This window comes from Mastigocoleus testarum BC008 (genome assembly GCF_001456025.1).
GTDB lineage: Bacteria > Cyanobacteriota > Cyanobacteriia > Cyanobacteriales > Nostocaceae > Mastigocoleus > Mastigocoleus testarum.
The window spans coordinates 62,035-79,526 of the sequence record NZ_LMTZ01000107.1 but is presented as its reverse complement, the minus strand read 5'-3'; the positions used below and the strand labels follow the sequence as shown (position 1 = coordinate 79,526).

At 38.8% G+C, this 17,492-nt stretch carries 14 protein-coding genes and 1 pseudogene; 11 read left to right on the top strand and 4 right to left on the bottom strand.

The features are described from left to right. The first annotated feature begins 26 nt into the window (after positions 1-26). The 9 genes and pseudogenes from BC008_RS25775 (at position 27) to BC008_RS25735 (ending at position 8,744) form a co-directional block, all read left to right on the top strand. Complete coding sequence (locus BC008_RS25775) at positions 27-659, top strand: sterol desaturase family protein (RefSeq protein ID WP_321170091.1); 633 nt, start codon at positions 27-29, stop codon at positions 657-659. A 315-nt stretch (positions 660-974) separates the two neighbouring features. Next, complete coding sequence (locus BC008_RS25770) at positions 975-1,931, top strand: SGNH/GDSL hydrolase family protein (protein ID WP_027846425.1); 957 nt, start codon at positions 975-977, stop codon at positions 1,929-1,931. Positions 1,932-2,095: 164 nt separating this feature from the next. Then, complete coding sequence (locus BC008_RS25765) at positions 2,096-2,476, top strand: hypothetical protein (RefSeq protein ID WP_027846426.1); 381 nt, start codon at positions 2,096-2,098, stop codon at positions 2,474-2,476. A gap of 393 nt (positions 2,477-2,869) precedes the next feature. Beyond that, positions 2,870-3,253: pseudogene (locus tag BC008_RS25760) on the top strand (ABC transporter substrate-binding protein); the annotation flags it as partial. A gap of 513 nt (positions 3,254-3,766) precedes the next feature. Further along, entirely contained in the window at positions 3,767-4,915 is a 1,149-nt protein-coding gene (locus tag BC008_RS25755) for a sodium-dependent bicarbonate transport family permease (RefSeq protein ID WP_027846428.1), read from the top strand. A 149-nt stretch (positions 4,916-5,064) separates the two neighbouring features. Beyond that, positions 5,065-5,382 (top strand): P-II family nitrogen regulator, encoded by a 318-nt coding sequence (locus BC008_RS25750; protein ID WP_027846429.1) that lies wholly within the window; start codon positions 5,065-5,067, stop codon positions 5,380-5,382. Between the two features lie 311 nt (positions 5,383-5,693). Beyond that, positions 5,694-6,107 carry a thiol-disulfide oxidoreductase DCC family protein gene (locus BC008_RS25745; protein ID WP_027846430.1) on the top strand — a complete coding sequence of 138 codons (414 nt, stop codon included), beginning with the start codon at positions 5,694-5,696 and terminating at the stop codon, positions 6,105-6,107. Positions 6,108-6,553: 446 nt separating this feature from the next. Then, a complete protein-coding gene (locus BC008_RS25740; protein ID WP_027844396.1) occupies positions 6,554-7,225 on the top strand; it encodes a VOC family protein in 672 nt (223 codons plus the stop codon). 403 nt (positions 7,226-7,628) lie between these two features. Then, on the top strand, positions 7,629-8,744 hold the full coding sequence (locus BC008_RS25735) for a hypothetical protein (protein ID WP_153009667.1): 1,116 nt from the start codon (positions 7,629-7,631) through the stop codon (positions 8,742-8,744). A 114-nt stretch (positions 8,745-8,858) separates the two neighbouring features. Here BC008_RS25735 and BC008_RS25730 read toward each other — a convergent pair whose 3' ends face one another. Then, on the bottom strand, positions 8,859-9,368 hold the full coding sequence (locus tag BC008_RS25730) for a phytanoyl-CoA dioxygenase family protein (RefSeq protein WP_268768249.1): 510 nt from the start codon (positions 9,366-9,368) through the stop codon (positions 8,859-8,861). A 212-nt stretch (positions 9,369-9,580) separates the two neighbouring features. Continuing rightward, the gene (locus BC008_RS25725; RefSeq protein WP_027844394.1) at positions 9,581-11,146 is read right to left on the bottom strand and encodes a phytoene desaturase family protein; all 1,566 of its coding nucleotides are present in this window, start codon (positions 11,144-11,146) and stop codon (positions 9,581-9,583) included. A gap of 451 nt (positions 11,147-11,597) precedes the next feature. On the opposite strand from BC008_RS25725, the gene BC008_RS25720 reads away from it, so the two are divergent. Next, positions 11,598-13,634, top strand: coding sequence for a pentapeptide repeat-containing protein (locus tag BC008_RS25720; protein WP_153009666.1), 2,037 nt, complete (start codon positions 11,598-11,600; stop codon positions 13,632-13,634). Positions 13,635-13,895: 261 nt separating this feature from the next. Here BC008_RS25720 and BC008_RS52175 read toward each other — a convergent pair whose 3' ends face one another. Then, positions 13,896-14,024, bottom strand: coding sequence for a hypothetical protein (locus BC008_RS52175; RefSeq protein ID WP_268768246.1), 129 nt, complete (start codon positions 14,022-14,024; stop codon positions 13,896-13,898). Between the two features lie 122 nt (positions 14,025-14,146). Here BC008_RS52175 and panB point away from each other — a divergent pair, with 122 nt between their 5' ends. Beyond that, the gene (gene panB, locus BC008_RS25715) at positions 14,147-14,968 is read left to right on the top strand and encodes a 3-methyl-2-oxobutanoate hydroxymethyltransferase (RefSeq protein WP_027844392.1); all 822 of its coding nucleotides are present in this window, start codon (positions 14,147-14,149) and stop codon (positions 14,966-14,968) included. 189 nt (positions 14,969-15,157) lie between these two features. On the opposite strand, the gene BC008_RS25710 is transcribed toward panB, so the two are convergent. Continuing rightward, the gene (locus BC008_RS25710; RefSeq protein ID WP_036266298.1) at positions 15,158-17,038 is read right to left on the bottom strand and encodes a sensor histidine kinase; all 1,881 of its coding nucleotides are present in this window, start codon (positions 17,036-17,038) and stop codon (positions 15,158-15,160) included. Positions 17,039-17,492 lie beyond the last annotated feature (454 nt).

Sequence of the window (17,492 nt, the reverse complement as noted above, 5' to 3'; positions counted from 1 at the left end):
ATACCAAAACGCGAACGCGGCATTCTATGAGAAAGGATATCAAATTATCAGTTATCTCCGGAGTTGTATTTGCTTTTTGTGCAGCATTTATCATGCTACAGTACGACGGAGGAAAGACACTCTTGTATAGTTCTATAGATAAATATGGATTATGGTACTTAGGGGTAAGTTTTCTAATAGTTCTTATTCTTCAAGACACTTATTTTTACTTTATACATCGTGTTTTCCACCATCCCCGTCTTTTTAAGTGGATGCATTACGGTCACCATGCTTCCAAGGAAGTAACACCGTGGACATCATTTGCTTTCGATCTACCTGAAGCATTTATACAAGGGATTTTTTTTGTTGTTATAGTCTTTGTCTTGCCACTAAATTTTATTCCTTTAATTGCTGCACTGCTAACAATGAGCGTATGGGCGGTATTAAACCATTTAGGAATTCGCTTGTTTAATCCGTCATTTCCTCCCAATTGGCTTGGAAAATGGTTTATTGGACCTACCCATCACTCATTACACCATCGTAAGTATAAGGTGCATTATGGGCTATATTTCACATTCTGGGATAAGTTATTAGGTACTCAAGATCCTAGCTATAATAATGAACCTCGCTCTTCACAGCAAAATATTTGTAGAGAAGAAACAGCAGAGGGTTCTATTTAGTCTGGTTTGTCTATTTATATTTTCTTAATCCTTTTCTCGAAAATTGTGGAGACATAGCATTAGACTTCTCATACTACGTCCGGTTTAATTACCCCTTTTTAGAATGAGAGAGGGAAGTGTGGGGAGTGTGGGGAGTGTGGGGAGTGTGGGGAGTGTGGGAGGTGTGGGGAGTGTGGGAGGTGTGGGGAGTGTGTGAAGGGGAAATCCCAAAAACTTAACGAATTACTTGATTGGTTTCCTAGTGTTTTTTCCAAGACACTTTAAGCAAATGCGAGTATAATTTATTGCTCTGCAATAATTCCTAGGTGTACCAAGGTGAAGATAGGACTACTAATATTGTTTGCGATCGCTGGACTATTTCTAATATTGGAAGTAGGGCTGAGACTAATATTTGGTTTTGGTAATCCTTTAATATACATCGGTGATACTCGAATTGGTTATTTACTAGCCCCAAATCAAAAGACTCGACGTTTTGGAAATCGTATTGAAATTAACCAATATTCTATGCGCGGTGGATCCATAGATAAAAAACCACCACCACTAACTCTGCGTTTGCTATTACTAGGAGATTCTATTGCAAATGGCGGTTGGTGGACAGATCGAGAAAATACTATTTCTAGTCTGATGGTGGGTTCTTTAAAAAAAAAAGAAATTACTGATTATAAACATTTTGAAGTATTGAACGCTTCTGCTAATTCTTGGGGTCCGAGAAACGAATTAGCTTACTTACAAACTTTTGGAAATTTCAACGCCCAAGCTGTAATTTTATTAATTAATACTGATGACTTATTTGCTACAGCCCCCACCTCATTACCTGTAGGACGGAATCGCAATTATCCAGATAAAAAACCACTATTGGCGATCACAGAAATTATCAACCGTTATTTGGTACAGCAAAAGCCGATACCAGAGCTACAAGCGATTCAGCAAGAAGGTGGCGATAGGGTTGGGGTTAATCTAGAAGCAATTAGCAAAGTCAAACAAATTACTGATAACTCCCAAATTAATTTTTTATTGCTCATGACCCCTTTATTACGGGAATTGGGTGAACCCGGTCCCCGTGACTACGAAATCAAAGCTCGCGATCACCTAACTGAATTCACCAAAGCTCAAAATATCCAATATATAGATTTTCTGCCAATATTTAATTCAATTGTGGATGCAAAATCTCTGTATCACGACCATATTCATCTTAATCTACAAGGAAACAAAGTCATTAGTAGAATTATTGAAGAAAAAATATTGCAACTATTGGCGGAAGACAAAAAATAAAAATTCAGCAAACCTAACCTAAAGCAAGAAACGTCCAACCCCTACTTTGAATATTTGTGTGAGAATTATATCTATTTATCCCCGACTTAACCTATCGCTTTTCCATCACTATCGTCAGAATGAAATATGAAATCCTTGTTATGCAAGGCTTTTAGGCAAAAGTGATGATTTTAGCCATAATCGTTGAAGTTTTAACTAACCATAAAGTATTTGCAGTTAAGAAAAAGTCTGATTGTTTTCAAATTCAATTTCAGTCAAAAGGTATAGAAAAGACAATGGAAGCAGAACAAGTTGTTAATGCTTCCTTTCATGGTACATTTAATCTAAAGAATCAGATTAATAGAAATTCAGTTCAAAAATTGAGAGTTTATATTAGAGGAATGTTTTTTGCAGATATTTCTAACTCTGCATGCAAGCCAGGACCTATAACGGGTTTTCTAGGAGAACATGGTGGAGCTTATTATCCTATAAATAAAATGGTTTTCCTATACCATTGTAGAGACGCGATATGCCCCGTCTCTACAATGATATTTAGGCTTATCTGAGCCATGTCTGAGTATAAAGAAATACCTGTTAAAAAAAGTAAGAAATAAGGACGGGACTTGTATCCCGTAATTTTCGGTCATGAACGATCCAAAAGAATTATCAAGTAGTTTGATATAAACATATTTTATATGTATTGACAAAGTCTATCTTTTTACAAGTAAAAATTTATTCTAAGAAAAATTTTCATATTACATAAGTAATTGTAATCAAAAAAGGTTTTTAGTTAGAGTATAGTTTATACTATAGATAAAAACGAACAAATACATTTTCACCATAGGCTTTTATCTATCTTCATATCGCTAATACCTAACCATAAGTTGTTTTGTAATTTCTATATTAATTGGACTTATTTAAGTGCCAATCCATAGAAATGTAGGTTGTTCGGGGGTTTTATGTTTGATTTATCTCAATTTTCGCGTCGCAGATTTTTGACAACTGCTGCTGCATCTAGAGTTAGCGCGGTATTGCTCAAAGCTTATGGTAATCCCCCAGAGCCTAGTGGAACCGCCGCTACAGAGAAAGTAGAAGTAGCAGATATTAATCCCGAAATGATGCCAGAAACTACTAAGGTTGTTCTGAGTTACATTCCGATTGTTGAAGCTGCACCTTTAGTTATTGCGAAAGAAAGAGCGTTTTTCGCCAAATATGGCATGACCAATGTGGAAATTTCCAAACAGGCAAACTGGGCATCAGCCAGAGATAATGTCACCATTGGTTCTCAAGGTAAGGGTATTGATGGGGGGAAATGGCAAATGCCTATGCCTCACCTCATATCTTGCACCTGGAAATTTGAATGTCAATTTCTTGACTAACCCTATAATTTCACTTTCTGTTTTTTACTAATACCAAAAAACTTTACTGATTTCTTGAAAGCTATAGATGAGATGGCAAGAATTTCAAAATGCAAAATTTAGAAATTAATACAATTTAATACATTTCTTGCATGGCTTGATTTTATATTAGTAAATAAATCCGCAACCACTTTGCTTTGCGTACAAAAGTTTCAAGATTAATAAAATTCAAATTTTTTTCGGAGAGTCACATTATAGGGCTAAGTGCCACTTCTTTTAGATATCCAATACTTAGTAAAAGAAGTAACACTACCAATTGTGGAAATATTGTTTGGAGCGAAACCTTGTCTTCCAGGACATGACGCACCCGGATGCAGATGCATTCTTAGTGGCGGGTTGACTCGTCGCAGCGGATGCCTGGAGCCAGCCATCCAGGATTCGAGGCCACGCTTGCCTGCCGTCCTGACCCCTAAGATTTGATTAAATAGGAATTATAACATGGATTTTTTGTCCGATTTCTTGACACTCTTCCTGGATAAGTTGCAGTCCCCGACACTCGGCTTTCTCATTGGTGGTATGGTCGTTGCCGCCGTCAATAGCCGACTGCAAATTCCAGATGCGATCTATAAGTTCATTGTCTTCATGCTGCTCATAAAAGTTGGACTGAGTGGCGGCATTGCGATCCGCAATGCCAATCTGGCACAGATGTTGTTGCCCGCAGTGTTCGCCATGACCGTAGGAATCCTTATCGTGTTCATCGGGCGCTACACGTTGGCCAAGCTGCCGAAGGTCAAAACCGTGGATGCCATTGCGACCGCAGGCTTGTTCGGTGCCGTGAGTGGCTCTACTCTCGCCGCCGCTCTGACGATATTGGAAACAGAAGGCATCGAATACGAGGCCTGGGCTGCCGCACTCTATCCCTTCATGGATATCCCAGCGCTCGTGACTGCGATCGTCTTAGCCAGCATTTATATCAGCAAGCAGCGCGATACCGCAGACGAGTATCTCAGCAAGCAGAAGTCTCTCAGCAAGCAGCGCGTTACTGCAGGTGGGTATCCCAGCGAGGAGCCCGGTACCGCAGGCGAGTTCGGCGAGCAGGGTATTATCGCACGTGGTTATCCCAAGCGCGATACCGCAGACAAGCGGGTCAAGATATGGCCCATTATCAAGGAAAGCCTCCAGGGTTCCGCCCTATCTGCACTGCTGCTCGGCCTTGCTCTAGGCGTGCTAACCCAGCCGGAAAGTGTTTATGAGAGCTTCTTCAATCCCCTCTTCCGCGGTTTGCTTTCGATACTGATGCTGGTAATGGGTATGGAGGCCACGGCAAGGCTTGGCGAACTGCGCAAGGTGGGCCAGTGGTACGCCCTATATGCCTTTGTAGCACCACTACTACATGGGTTCATTGCCTTCGGTTTTGGCATGATTGCCCACTTCACCACGGGATTCAGCCTTGGCGGTGTCGTGATTCTGGCCGTCATCGCCGCCTCCAGTTCAGACATCTCAGGGCCGCCCACTTTACGAGCCGGTATCCCATCGGCTAATCCCTCTGCCTACATCGGCTCGTCCACAGCCGTCGGCACGCCTGTTGCCCTTGCCTTAGGAATACCGCTCTTCATCGGACTCGCCCAGGCGCTGATGGGGAACTAATTTCAGACGGGTCGCGGCGGTCTACCGGTGTTCCCCTCACCTGGCGACCAACGCGCCGGCTATATCGGCACCATAGTGCACGGTGGGTGCTGCTGTTTTCCTGAGTTTTTATGTAGTTCAATGAATATATATGTCTAGAGGTAACCAACATGACCAAGCAAGCCAGCAAACTTGTCATCGTCACAGAAAAATTGTTGCTGAAAAAAATCGCTAAGATCATTGATGAAGCCGGGGCTACCGGTTACACGGTGGTGGACGCTGGCGGTAGAGGCAGTCGCAATGTGCGCTCGTCGGGACAACCCAGCGTTTCCGACACCCAGTCGAATATAAAGTTCGAGGTGCTCACCCCCACTCGGGAAATGGCTGTGAAGATTTCGGATGAGGTCGCAGCGGAGTTTTTCGACGATTATTCGGGCATCGCCTATCTCTGTGACGTGATGGAGGTACTCCACGCGCACAAGTTCTGATTCAAAACCCAGCCGATCAAACCAAAAAAGCCGGGGCATGACCCCAGCTTTTTGGTGGCCATGTTTCGTGCCCGTGGGATGTTGACGCCAGCGAAGAATTAATTGGTCCCCCAGACCTATGTCGTAGGTACTTCTCAGTGCATGTGCGTTTTAACGCGGCAAGCCGAACGCTTAAAGCACCTCGAAGTGATCGCAGTTAATTTTAACTTGCGTGTAGCGCTATATTTATATAATTTTTTTACAATATATTTAGATGTATGTAATTGAATCAAAAACTTCCCTAATTATTTATTCAGGGAAATTTAAAATCTATGAATTATTACGTAATTTACGACGGAAATTGCAATCTTTGTGTCACCCTGGTACAAGTTCTGGAAAATCTAGACAGGGGAAGTTTATTCCACTACATTCCCATGCAAGATGAAGAAACCTTATCTCAGTGGCAAATTACATCTGCCGATTGTAATATGGGAATGATTTTGATTGATGCTGAAAATCCCCAGCAGCGTTGGCAAGGAAGTGACGCAGCAGAAGAAATAGGACGTTTATTACCCCTTGGTAAAATATTTGTTGATTTTTATCGTGCTTTACCAGGAATGAAATGGACTGGCGATCGTATTTACGAGCAGGTTCGAGATAATCGCTATACGCTCTTTGGTAAACGCAACAGTACTTATAATTCGGCTTATTGTGTAGATGGAAGTTGTAATAATTTAGGGAAATAATGGGTAATTGGTAATGGGTATACGCCCGCACTGCTAACGCAGTGTTAGCAAGGCGTGACGCGTAAGCGTCATATGGTAACTGGTAATGACGTCTAGAAACTAGGAATTTTGATTATTTCAACACTTTTCTAAGGTGTTTATAAATTAAAAATAAAATTTTTGTAGGATGTGTTGGGCGCGCAAGAGAATGTCTTTTTTGATTGCCTTTATCATCGCGTCGTAACGCACCGCCCATATAAGATTAATACAGATTTGATTCTTAAAAAAGAGAGTGGATTCCTAGTTGACAATTTGAGCTTCTCCAAAGAACAATAAATCGATCAGGTTGCGATCAGGAAAATATTTTTGTAGAGTGTGTTGGGCGCAAGTAATAATCTAATCTTGGGCTGAATATCTGATATGCTAATTTATTTTTTAGAATATTTATTACACAAAAAATCAGACAAGTGAACACAGGTTTAGATCATATCGTCATTGGTGCTGCAACCCTCGAACAGGGCGTTAAATACGTTAAAGATTATTTGGGTGTTGAGATACCACCAGGTGGCGAGCATTTTCATATGGGTACCCACAATCACCTAATGCAGTTGGGGAATGAAGTTTTTCTTGAAGTCATGGCTGTCAACCCTGAAGCTACAGCACCTAAGCAACCGCGCTGGTTTGGACTCGACGATCCTTTTGTTAAAGCTCAGCTTGAATCTCAGCCAAGGTTGCTCACTTGGGTTGTGAACACCCCCAATATTAACTCACTGCAACAACAAAGCAGATTTAATTTTGGTGCGATCGCATCTATGAATCGTGGTTATATTGAGTGGCTAATTACTGTACGAGATGATGGGAGTCTTCCCGGTGCAGGAATGTTACCTACATTAATTGAATGGCGAAACGATACTCACCCGAGCAATCGATATCCAGATTTAGGTTGTTTTTTACAAAGCTTAGAAATTTACCACTCAAATGTAGATTGGCTTAGATTTATTTTGCAGTCCGTAGGTGCAGAGCAATGCGTTGAGCTTTTTTCTCTTCCTGCAAATGTTCCGCCCTACATGGTTGCTCGTATTCAGACACCATCAGGAGTTAAACAACTCAGCAGCAAAGTTTTTGTACAACCACATTAAAAGGTATAATATATCACTAAACGTCAAGTTCTAGTGACAGTTTTAGACTTTACACAAACAAAATGTAAGAACAACCGAATTACAACTGTCGCCATTATTTTTAGGACGTTTTTCTGTTCCCCGTTCCCTTTTCCCTGTCTTGGTCAGCATTCCCACCCTAGAGCGCGCCCTTGGAGAACGGGGTGGCTTCGCCAGGCGGCGCGGGGTCTAACCACTGTTCTCTTTAAGCCAAAATTATAATGTCCTAAACGAGGTGTCTGTTGCTATACAGTGTTCGTGAAAACATTTACATTAAAATCTCGATGATTAAACTCCCGATGATTTAATAGGCACACGAATCAATAATCAAATACCAACAGTCAATATACATCTGCAAACATCTACCAGAAACAGATATATAAAAATGAAAAATAATAAGGGCTTATTATTTGTTTTATTACCTTTAACGAACTTCGTTCGTAAGGAAGAAGGAAGAAGCCAGGAGGAAGAAGGGAGTCTACTTCTTTCTTCTAACAAATATGGGTTGAATTCTCCACTGTCATACGGTGTAAAATACGCCCGCACGCTTTGCATGAATGCGTTGGGGTTTAAATCCCCAATGCCTTGCAGGCACGCTGCGCTAATGCAATTCCAAACTTCTTCCTTCTTCCTTCTTCCCTCTTCCCTCGTTTTAATTTCTCTCACTATAATTTGTATACATCTATTTTCGTCATCTCCTGCACATTCAAAACAGAATAATACTGCAGAGTCTGGAGTTGCAAATTCTCAATGCTATCAAAAATATCCTGCATCAATTTACCCTGAGGCTAAAGCTTATTGTGATGGGCTCGCAGAAACCAAGAAAACTGAACCAGAAGAAATATGGAGAAACCTCACAGCAATAGTAGAACACAATAAAAAACTTATATGGGAAGATGGAAATATCAATAGTCGGGTTCTAGTGTTGATTTGGACTAGCTGGAATGGGTATGAAGAAAATCTTGGTAAATATATGTCCCTTGAAAGGGATGTCTGGGTGACAGCAGTCCCAGATTTAAAAGAGTTTTGTACCCAATACAGTAATACTAAAAATACCAATAACAAAGTAACTCTACCCTACAGAATTAACCAATTATTAGGGTTAACTCCAGAAAAACCAGAAAAAAATCAAAGACGCAAACTAGTGGAAATATGGGTAGAGCCAAAATATTTATTTAGACCTACCCCAGATCCGGAAATTACTGATCGCGAAGCAGAGCTAGATTTTTCTCGCTCAAATCTGTTTGTGTCTGTTTCTAATAAATATAAATACTGGTTCTTCCACCAATGGATGACTAACAATTATCCATGGACCAGACTGGGATACACCTACGACTGGGGAAAAGATAGTCACTGGGAAACAATCGATCCAAATAGACCGATTAACGTAGGTCTGAGTGAATTTATTATCAGAAAAGGATCTTCGATAAAAATCCATTCAGTATCGAAGCCAGAAAATTACTGTCGGTCGGATTTAAATGCAATGGGTATTGGAGATTGAGACTCCCGCACCTAGAAGGAGTGGGTTTTGTACTCCGACACTATAAGAAACAGAACTAAGAATAGTTGTCATCGTGGTGTGAAACTAATTTCCAACGCGCTGCCGATTCAACACTTATCCTTTTCTTTTTAAAGTTCCTCGATAAAGCTTAGCTGCAAAGTTGAAAGCCTCAGGGGAAATTCGGAAAAAAGTATCCTTACAAATTCCAAAAAAAGAATCTTTGGGACTCAGATCGATAATTTCATCTGTAAATTCGACATTTGGATGCAGAATAGAATTTTCAAATTCTGCCTCACATCCTTTGTTAAATTTTAATGGCTCCCCTAAGTCGCTTCCATATTTATAGTGCATGGTAGCAACCATATGCCTGACTCTACCAGAATAATTTGGCATCCCTCGGTGCCAAACTTGTGTGTGTCTAATCAATAAGCTGCCTTTTTTAGTGTTTGCACGAATTGGTGGGGCAATTTTTCGCCGCTCCTCAAATATAGATGGTGGAATTCTGGTTCCAACACCTCTAATTAAATGCGTTCCAGGCCAAAGTTCAATACTACCGTTATGCTCAGTAATATCGGTCAAACCTATATTGACAATTAAAGCTGTATCATCACCATCAACATGGATTGGCTGAGATTCGCTGTCCGGACAGTTAGCGTTAGCACTATAGGACTTGATAAACGTATTATCTCCAAATGCTTCTACACGATAATTCTACTCCCCTAAATGTCGGCCAAAATTTGGGATTTAGGGGGCTGTAACTATGAAGGACAGACTCTTTTCTGTATTCTGCGATAAATATAGCTGTAGCCAGCGTTTACCGGATATCTTATTCCCTATTAAGTACAAAACTTCAATATTTCCCAATGCTTCTGTAATGGTGCTAAAGTATTAGCAGCGATCGCACCGCTAGCAGCAACTGCAGGTAAACCAATTCCAGGAAATGTGGAATCTCCACAACATAATAAACCGGAGATTGGTGTCATCGGACCGGGGAAAAAACCTTTACCAGCAGCAATTGCAGGACCATAGGAACCATTATGACGACGGAGAAAACGTTGGTGAGTCAGGGGAGTTCCCACCAGTGTGACTTCACAACGCTCGCGAATATCAGGAATAATTCTTTCTAAAGCTTGCCACATTACCTCTGCACGAGCTTGCTTTTGTTGTTTGTATACTTCACTTTTTCGATCCATCCCTTCCCAGACTTCATATGGTTCATTACCGGGAGTATAAACGTGAATTGCGTGCTTACCTTCAGGTGCTAAACCTGGATCTAGCAAGGATGGAATCGACACTAACACAACATTCTGGGGCGCAGTTACTCCTTTGTCCCAATCATTAACGACAATGTAATGACAAGCTAAATCTGACCGAATATTTTCAGCATTAATTCCCAAATGTAAATGCATGAAGCTATTACATTCGGGGGTCTTTTGTCGTTCTCGGACAAATTTTTGTGGTAATGCTCCCTGTGGTAATAATTTTAAAGTGTCCCAAACAGAAACATTGGAAACTACAGCTTTACGAGCTCTAATTTGTTTCCCATTCCCTAAATGTACTCCTACCGCACGATTATTCTCAACTATAATTTGCTCGATATGGGCTCCCAAAATTAACTTTCCGTTATTACGTTTTAGTCCTCGTACAAGTGCATCAACTATTGCTCCACTTCCACCGATGGGGTAATCTAAAACTACACCCGGCTTGTACCATTCCGCAAACATAAAAGCCATCTCTGCAGCACTCGTTCCACTTGCAGGAAGTCCGGACAGCAAGAAGGAGAGTAAATCTAACCAGTTAAGAATAAAAGAATCTGCAATCGCGCCATCAATCAAATCGGCGAAAGAGCCAGTTAGCTTGGTGACATTTGCAGCATGTTTTAATAAAGATGGTGCATATTTCCCCATGGTGAACGCAGCACCGAAGTCAAAACGCATAGCCATGGGAGGAATTGCTGTTGCTGCACTTGCTAATGGTGCCATAATTTTTTGTAGTTTGCGCCACTGTCTCACAGCTTCATTTCCGCGCAATTTGGCTAACACTTCACAAAACTGGTCTGCTCCAACGGTAGTATCAAAGTCACCTTCGGGTAAGCAACAACCCCAAGTATTATAAGTTTGCCAAGATGCATCTTCGCCAATGATATCTAGAACCTGTCGCAAAGGATTATTAGAAGGATTTTGAGAAAGTCCGGAATATAACGAGGGTCCGGAATCGAACTTAAAACCATTGCGTTCGAAAGAATGTGCAGCACCACCGGGGATGGAATGACTTTCACACACCGTGACATCAAAACCATAATGTGCCAAGATTGCAGCGCAACTCAAGCCACCAATACCGCTACCAACAATAATTATATCTGTTTGTAAATTCCCAAAATTAGCACTATCAAAATTACTCATTATATTTTCCGAAAAACGCAAAAATTTATTTAATCTGTTTCTCAAAAATCTTGTATGGAATTTATTTCCCAAGATCTAGATGTGGCGTTGCTATATTTTGGAGTTTCTATATTTTGGAGTTTCTATATTTTGGAGTTTCTATATTTTGTATATGCAATCTCATTTTCTGGCTATAAATATTTAAGGTAAGTTGCTGGATACTAACTTTTTAGTAGCTTTATTCCCTAAGCACTATTGACAAAAGTCAAAATAGGTATTTATCACTTACTTAAAGCTGATGTAGGAGGTTCTGGATCGTTCATTTACTCAAAAAGAAAACCTGAGAAATTAAAAACTACAAATTAAGAAAATACGAAGAACAAAATTCACAATCATATCGTCAGCTATTACAAATATTATTTTCTATCTACGTAATATTCTTACCCAGAAATAAAAGTTATAGTCAGAAAATATGATGACACCTAAATTTATTACAGCTAAATTTATCACAGTTGCATCTAAGCCATTGCCATCTAAGCTATTAAAATTTCAGTTACATAAATTGCCAATTGTTTTTATTGTATTAATTTTATTTACTCCTTTAGTCTTTTCCTCTTCAGTTTACGCCCGCGAGGAACAAAATACCAAATATGCTCAACAACAGGAAAATCCAAACCTCAAAAAACTATTAGAAACTAAAAATTGTTCTGGCTGCAACCTCAGAAGAGTAAACTTAAATCGCGCAAACTTAAGAAACGCTAAACTCAATCGCGCAAACTTGAGAAACGCCAATTTAAGATATGCAGATCTGAGCTACGCCGATCTCAGAAATACTAATCTTGCTGGAGCTAACCTGAGAAATACAAATCTTCGAGGAGCGCGTCTAAATTACGCCAAACTCAAAGATGTAGATCTCAGAGGTGCAAAACTAGCCGGTGCAGAACTTGATGGTATCGACTTTGAGGATGTAAATCTCAGAGGTGTGAATCTCAACGGTGTAGATTTAAGTGATGTGGATCTCAGAAACATTGACCTCAGTGGGGTAGATTTGCAAGGAACAATCCTCCGTGGTTCTGATCTCAGAGGCGTTAATCTTTATGGAGTCAATCTAAAAGGCGTAGATCTCAGTGGTGTCAACTTGTCAGGGGTTGACCTCAGAGGTGCAAATCTTGATGGTGCAGATTTCAGGTATGTCAATCTTAGAGGTGTTAACTTAAGGGGAGTAGATCTTAGCGGTGCTGACTTAAGAGGCATAAATTTAAGGGATATTGACCTTTATGGAGTAAATTTCTCCGGAGCAAATCTAAGTAGGGCTAACTTCAGGGGTGTAGATCTAAGGGATATTGAACTTAAAGGAGCAATTCTCAATGATGTAAACCTCGAAGGTGAAGATTTAAGCGGTTTAGATCTAAGTAACGTACAATTAAACGATGCAAATTTAGTCAATGCACAGTTGGAAGATACCAATCTTAGCTACGCCGAACTTAAAAAGACCAACTTGCGTAATGCTAATCTTGACAATGCTAACTTTAGGTTTGCCAAATTAACTGATGTGCGCTTCGAGGGAGCTTCTTTAAATGATACCGACTTTAGAGGTGCAAATTTAGATTTAGCTACTTTACCTCCTGATACCATTCGCGCAGAAGATTCTGATTATCAACGTTGGGGAGATAAACGTCACAAAATAAAAGACTATAAAGGTGCGATCGCCTATTTTGACAGAGCCATTACAATTAATCCCAGATTCGCTACAGCCTATACCAATCGCGGTCTAGCTAAAAGAAAACTGAGAAATTACCAAGGTGCATTAACTGACTATACAACAGCTATTAGAATTAATCCTAGCGATATCCAAGCCTACGAATATAGAGCTAATTTATATATTGCAAGAAAAAATTATCAAGCAGCTTTAAGCGATCGCGAAAAAATCATTACTCTACAACCCGACGCAAAAGCCTTTACCGGTAGAGCAAACGTTTACCACTTGTTAGAAAATCATCAAGCAGTCCTAAAAGATACAAACAAAGCAATTAGACTAGATAGCAGACATGCAGCAGCATATAATCTGAGGGGTTTAACTCAGTACAAAATCAAAAATTACCAGTTAGCTCTCAACAATTTTAACCAAGCAATTAAATATTCCCACCGGTGGAAACAGGTATTTTATCATCGGGGACGCGCACGCTTTGCGGTTGGAAGATATCGAGACGCGACTAAAGATTTCGACCGAGCAATCAAAATTGATAAAAACTACGTCGAAGCTTATTATCAACGTAGTTTAGCTCGCTTTGCCCGTAAAAAATATAAAGATGCGATCAAAGACAGCGATCGTGTAATTAGTCGCGATCCCCATCATGCTGGAGCACATGAAAATAAAGGTAATTCATTTTTAGCTTTGAAAAAAACAACAGAAGCCAGATTAGCTTTTCAACAAGCAGCTAAAATATACACCCAAAAACAGTATAATTCTGACTTACAAAGAGTTAAGAAAATTCTTGCTCAATTGTAATGGTGTTGCTTTTAGAAGTACTTATAATTAAGGAAATTTCTTAATTGAAAAGCTAAAAGATGGTCAAGACATAGGTCATACTATCATCGCTCTTCCATCCAAATGGGGAAGTAAAAATCTCAGACCATTTTTTAACCTCAAACAGGGATTGAGTTTGGAGCTTTATTTTCTAACACTATGAATAAAATCATCACTTTTGGCTAAAAGTCTTATCCAGCAAGGATTTTACTTTTTAACTTTGATGAGAGTGATGGAAGAGCGTTACTCGACAACACAAGTTATGAGGGTTTTATTCTGAGGAGTTAATAATAAGGATAAAAATTTATTTTCTCCCCACACTCCCCACACCTCCCACACCTCCCACACTCCCCACACTTCCACACTCCCCACACTTCCCTCTCTTCCCCCTCTTCCCTTACCTGCGATCGCCTAGCAAAATTAACGCGTTCGAGTACTAAGTGCGCCTCTGTAGTTAATATATAAGTACCAGTAAAATTTCAGGGTTAAGCTCAATGAAAAAGGATGTAAAGTATCTGCTTGATAAAAAGAAAAATAAGCAAAAAATTATTGCCCTTACTTGCTACGACTACACTACTGCTCTTCTACAAGATAAAGCAGGAATAGATGTAATTTTTGTCGGTGACAGTGTAGGAACTAATGTTTTAGGTTATGAAGACGAAACTCAGGTGACAATGGATGACATTGTGCATCATCTTAAGGCTGTCCGTCGAGGAATAAAAGAAAGCTTTATTCTTGCGGATTTACCTCACATGTCCTATCAAACTCCGGAACAAGCTTTAGAAAACTCCAAAAGATTGATTTCCCACGGTGCAGATTGTGTCAAGTTAGAAGGGTTAGAAGAAGATGTTGTTAAATGCTTAAGAAAACATAATATCCCAGTTTGCGGACATCTTGGTTTACAACCCCAAACTCACGAAAAAAAAGCCGTTCAAGGTAAAACTTTTAACCAAGCGAAAGAAATTATTACAGCAGCAAAAAGATTGGAAACCTTGGGTATTTTTATGTTAGTTTTAGAACTGATTCCAGAAGAATTAGGTCAAGTTATTACCCAAAAACTAAATATTCCCACCATTGGTATTGGTTCTGGACGTTACACCGATGGACAAGTATTAATTGTTAATGACATTCTAGGAATAACGCCCCGTAAATTTAGACTGGCGAAAAAATATCAAGATTTTCAAACGTTGACTATAGATGCAATTGAAAAATATAGTCGAGATATAGAAGAAAATATTTTTCCTGGAGAAGAAAATCTAAGACATATGCCAAAAGCAGAATTGGATGAGTTAAATCAATGGTTGCATCTTAATTAATTATTCACAATTAATTAAGATGATATGATTTTTATTTTATATTTTCGTTACATAGTTTTTAACTGTGTTTTAGTTTTGTAAAAAACTCTTATCTCTTCCTATAAACTACTCGTAAATTAAGTAAACAAAAATACAACTAGAAACAAAGAATGAAGCCAAACAAATTGTTTACTATCGTTTGTCTCATTGCTACTTAACTCTGGGAGAAAAGACCTCAGATTTGACTAATTGCTTGACTGGTATTTCTAATACAAACTCGCTCCCTTCACCTAATTCAGAATTGCAGTACAGTTTACCTTGATGTTTATCGGTTAAAATTTGATAGCTAATGGATAATCCTAAACCCGTACCCTTTCCAACGGGTTTTGTTGTAAAGAATGGATCGAATAACTTAGATTTTACTTCTTGGTTCATACCCAAACCATTATCTTTAATACTAATTTTGACCCATTCTTTATCTGGACATTCAGTATTAATGGTTATAGTGTTGGGTTCTGCTTCCACATCCCCGTAACTGAGTCCTTGGTTAGATTCATCCAAAGCATCAATTGCGTTAGTTAGCAAATTCATGAAAACTTGGTTGAGTTGACCGGGGTAGCAATCAACGAAGGGTAAATCACCATAATTTCTGATAATTTCGATTTCTGGGCGTTTTTCAGTTGCTTTCAAACGATTCCTTAGAATCATCAATGTATTATCAATACCTTCATGAATATCTACTCGCTTGAAATCAGATTCATCAAGACGAGAAAAATTCCGTAACGATAATACAATTTCCCGAATTCTGCTAGTTCCTACTTGCATCGACTTTAACAGCTTGGTTAAATCTTTAACAACAAACCCAAGCTCAATAGCTTCTATTTGTGATTGAATTTCTTCGGAAGGTGTTGGATAACAATCTTGATAAAGAGCAAGTAGTTCTAATAACTCTTGGATATACTCAGTCGCGTGAACTAAATTTCCGTGGATAAAGCTGACTGGATTATTTATTTCATGTGCTACTCCCGCTACAAGTTGACCCAAACTAGACATTTTCTCACTTTGAATTAACTGAGCTTGGGTTGATTGGAGTTCTTGTAGAGTTTTTTCAAGATATATATTTTTCTCGTCTAAATTTTTATTAATTAGTTGGTGCTCTTCTAATAATTGTTTGACTTTAGAAATTAACTCATTTAAAGATTCACTAAGAACTCCAACCTCATCTGTAGTCAAAACAGGAATTTGTAAGTCAAAGTTTTCTTCCTGAGTAACTCTTTTTGCAAGTTTAGTAGTATTTTGTAAGGGATAGGTAATTGCACGACTTACATACATTGCTAGAATTGCAGCAATTAGTATTGATATAATTACACCGCTAAAAATTATTCGACGCCGTAGCTGATAAGCTTCCAGAGTGTAAGATTTTGCTAAATTATATTCTTCTTCAAGACGATCGCTTAAAACTACTAAACCATCCGATAAGTTATTTACATCGATTATTAAATTACCATCATTAAAATCCAGCAGCTTCTTCTTCACTGCATTTCTACTTTTTGGTTCTACATCAAGAATATTAACTTCTTGTAACAGTTTTTCTGTTTCTTTAACATATTTTTCTGGGATACTTCCATGATTTTCCAGAAAGTTTTCTACTGCTTCTAACTCACCTTCTTCTTCTTCTTCCCCATCAGTTCCACCTTCACTATCTTTAAATTTTTTCCATTGTTTCTGAAAGTTTTCTTTATGCTTAACAAATAAAGCGTTATTTTCTCTTAACTTTTCTTTGCTATCTAAAACAGCAGAAAACATCAAAAAATGTTGATGAGTTTGTAATAATTCCAGATTTAGAGTATTGATCAGCCTAAATTCCTCATTCGCATCTTCTTCATGGTGTACAGCCTTTTGGTGGAAGCTATCTCCAATCAATACTCCACTAACTGAACCAATAACAGCAATACCCAAAGCGACAGTATACCCCAAACCGATTTTATGACCTACTTTCAGATTGTTAAACCATTTATTAAATATGGTTTTCCGAGATATGAGCGTGTCTTGAGGATCTGCATTTGACGTAGATGACTTAGCTGGAGACATATTTGACTCGACTAATCCTTAGGTGTTTGAGTATAAATCAGATTGTTATCTTGTTATCAGAGAATAGGGAAATTTATTTTTTGGTTTTAGTATAAAACGCACTTATATAAACATCCGTAACATCTTCAGAGTTATATAATTGCTCAGAAGCAATCAAATAATACCAAGGAAATATTCCTCTTACCTTATGATATCTAAGCAAAAAAAAAACAAGTATATTTCTGATTATGTTTGTTTAAAGTTTTACTGTTTTTTTTGAGTTTGTAATCTCAAAACTTGGAATTTAATCCAGTATTAACACTGCAGTCAAGTTTTTTTCATACATTTAGTATTGAAAGCGTCAAGTTATGTATAAAAAATTATGATCCAAGTTTATGAAAGGGAACAGGGAACGGAGAATAGGGAATAGAGAATAGGGAACAGATTTAAAGAATTGATGTGTAACAGTACTTTT

Coding starts and splice junctions, on each gene's coding strand:
- BC008_RS25775 (WP_321170091.1), top strand. CDS start 27: ATGAGAAAGGATATCAAATTATCAGTTATCTCCGGAGTTGTATTTGCT.
- BC008_RS25765 (WP_027846426.1), top strand. CDS start 2,096: ATGATTTTAGCCATAATCGTTGAAGTTTTAACTAACCATAAAGTATTT.
- BC008_RS25755 (WP_027846428.1), top strand. CDS start 3,767: ATGGATTTTTTGTCCGATTTCTTGACACTCTTCCTGGATAAGTTGCAG.
- BC008_RS25750 (WP_027846429.1), top strand. CDS start 5,065: ATGACCAAGCAAGCCAGCAAACTTGTCATCGTCACAGAAAAATTGTTG.
- BC008_RS25745 (WP_027846430.1), top strand. CDS start 5,694: ATGAATTATTACGTAATTTACGACGGAAATTGCAATCTTTGTGTCACC.
- BC008_RS25735 (WP_153009667.1), top strand. CDS start 7,629: ATGAAAAATAATAAGGGCTTATTATTTGTTTTATTACCTTTAACGAAC.
- BC008_RS25725 (WP_027844394.1), bottom strand. CDS start 11,146: ATGAGTAATTTTGATAGTGCTAATTTTGGGAATTTACAAACAGATATA.
- BC008_RS25720 (WP_153009666.1), top strand. CDS start 11,598: ATGATGACACCTAAATTTATTACAGCTAAATTTATCACAGTTGCATCT.
- panB (WP_027844392.1), top strand. CDS start 14,147: ATGAAAAAGGATGTAAAGTATCTGCTTGATAAAAAGAAAAATAAGCAA.
- BC008_RS25710 (WP_036266298.1), bottom strand. CDS start 17,038: ATGTCTCCAGCTAAGTCATCTACGTCAAATGCAGATCCTCAAGACACG.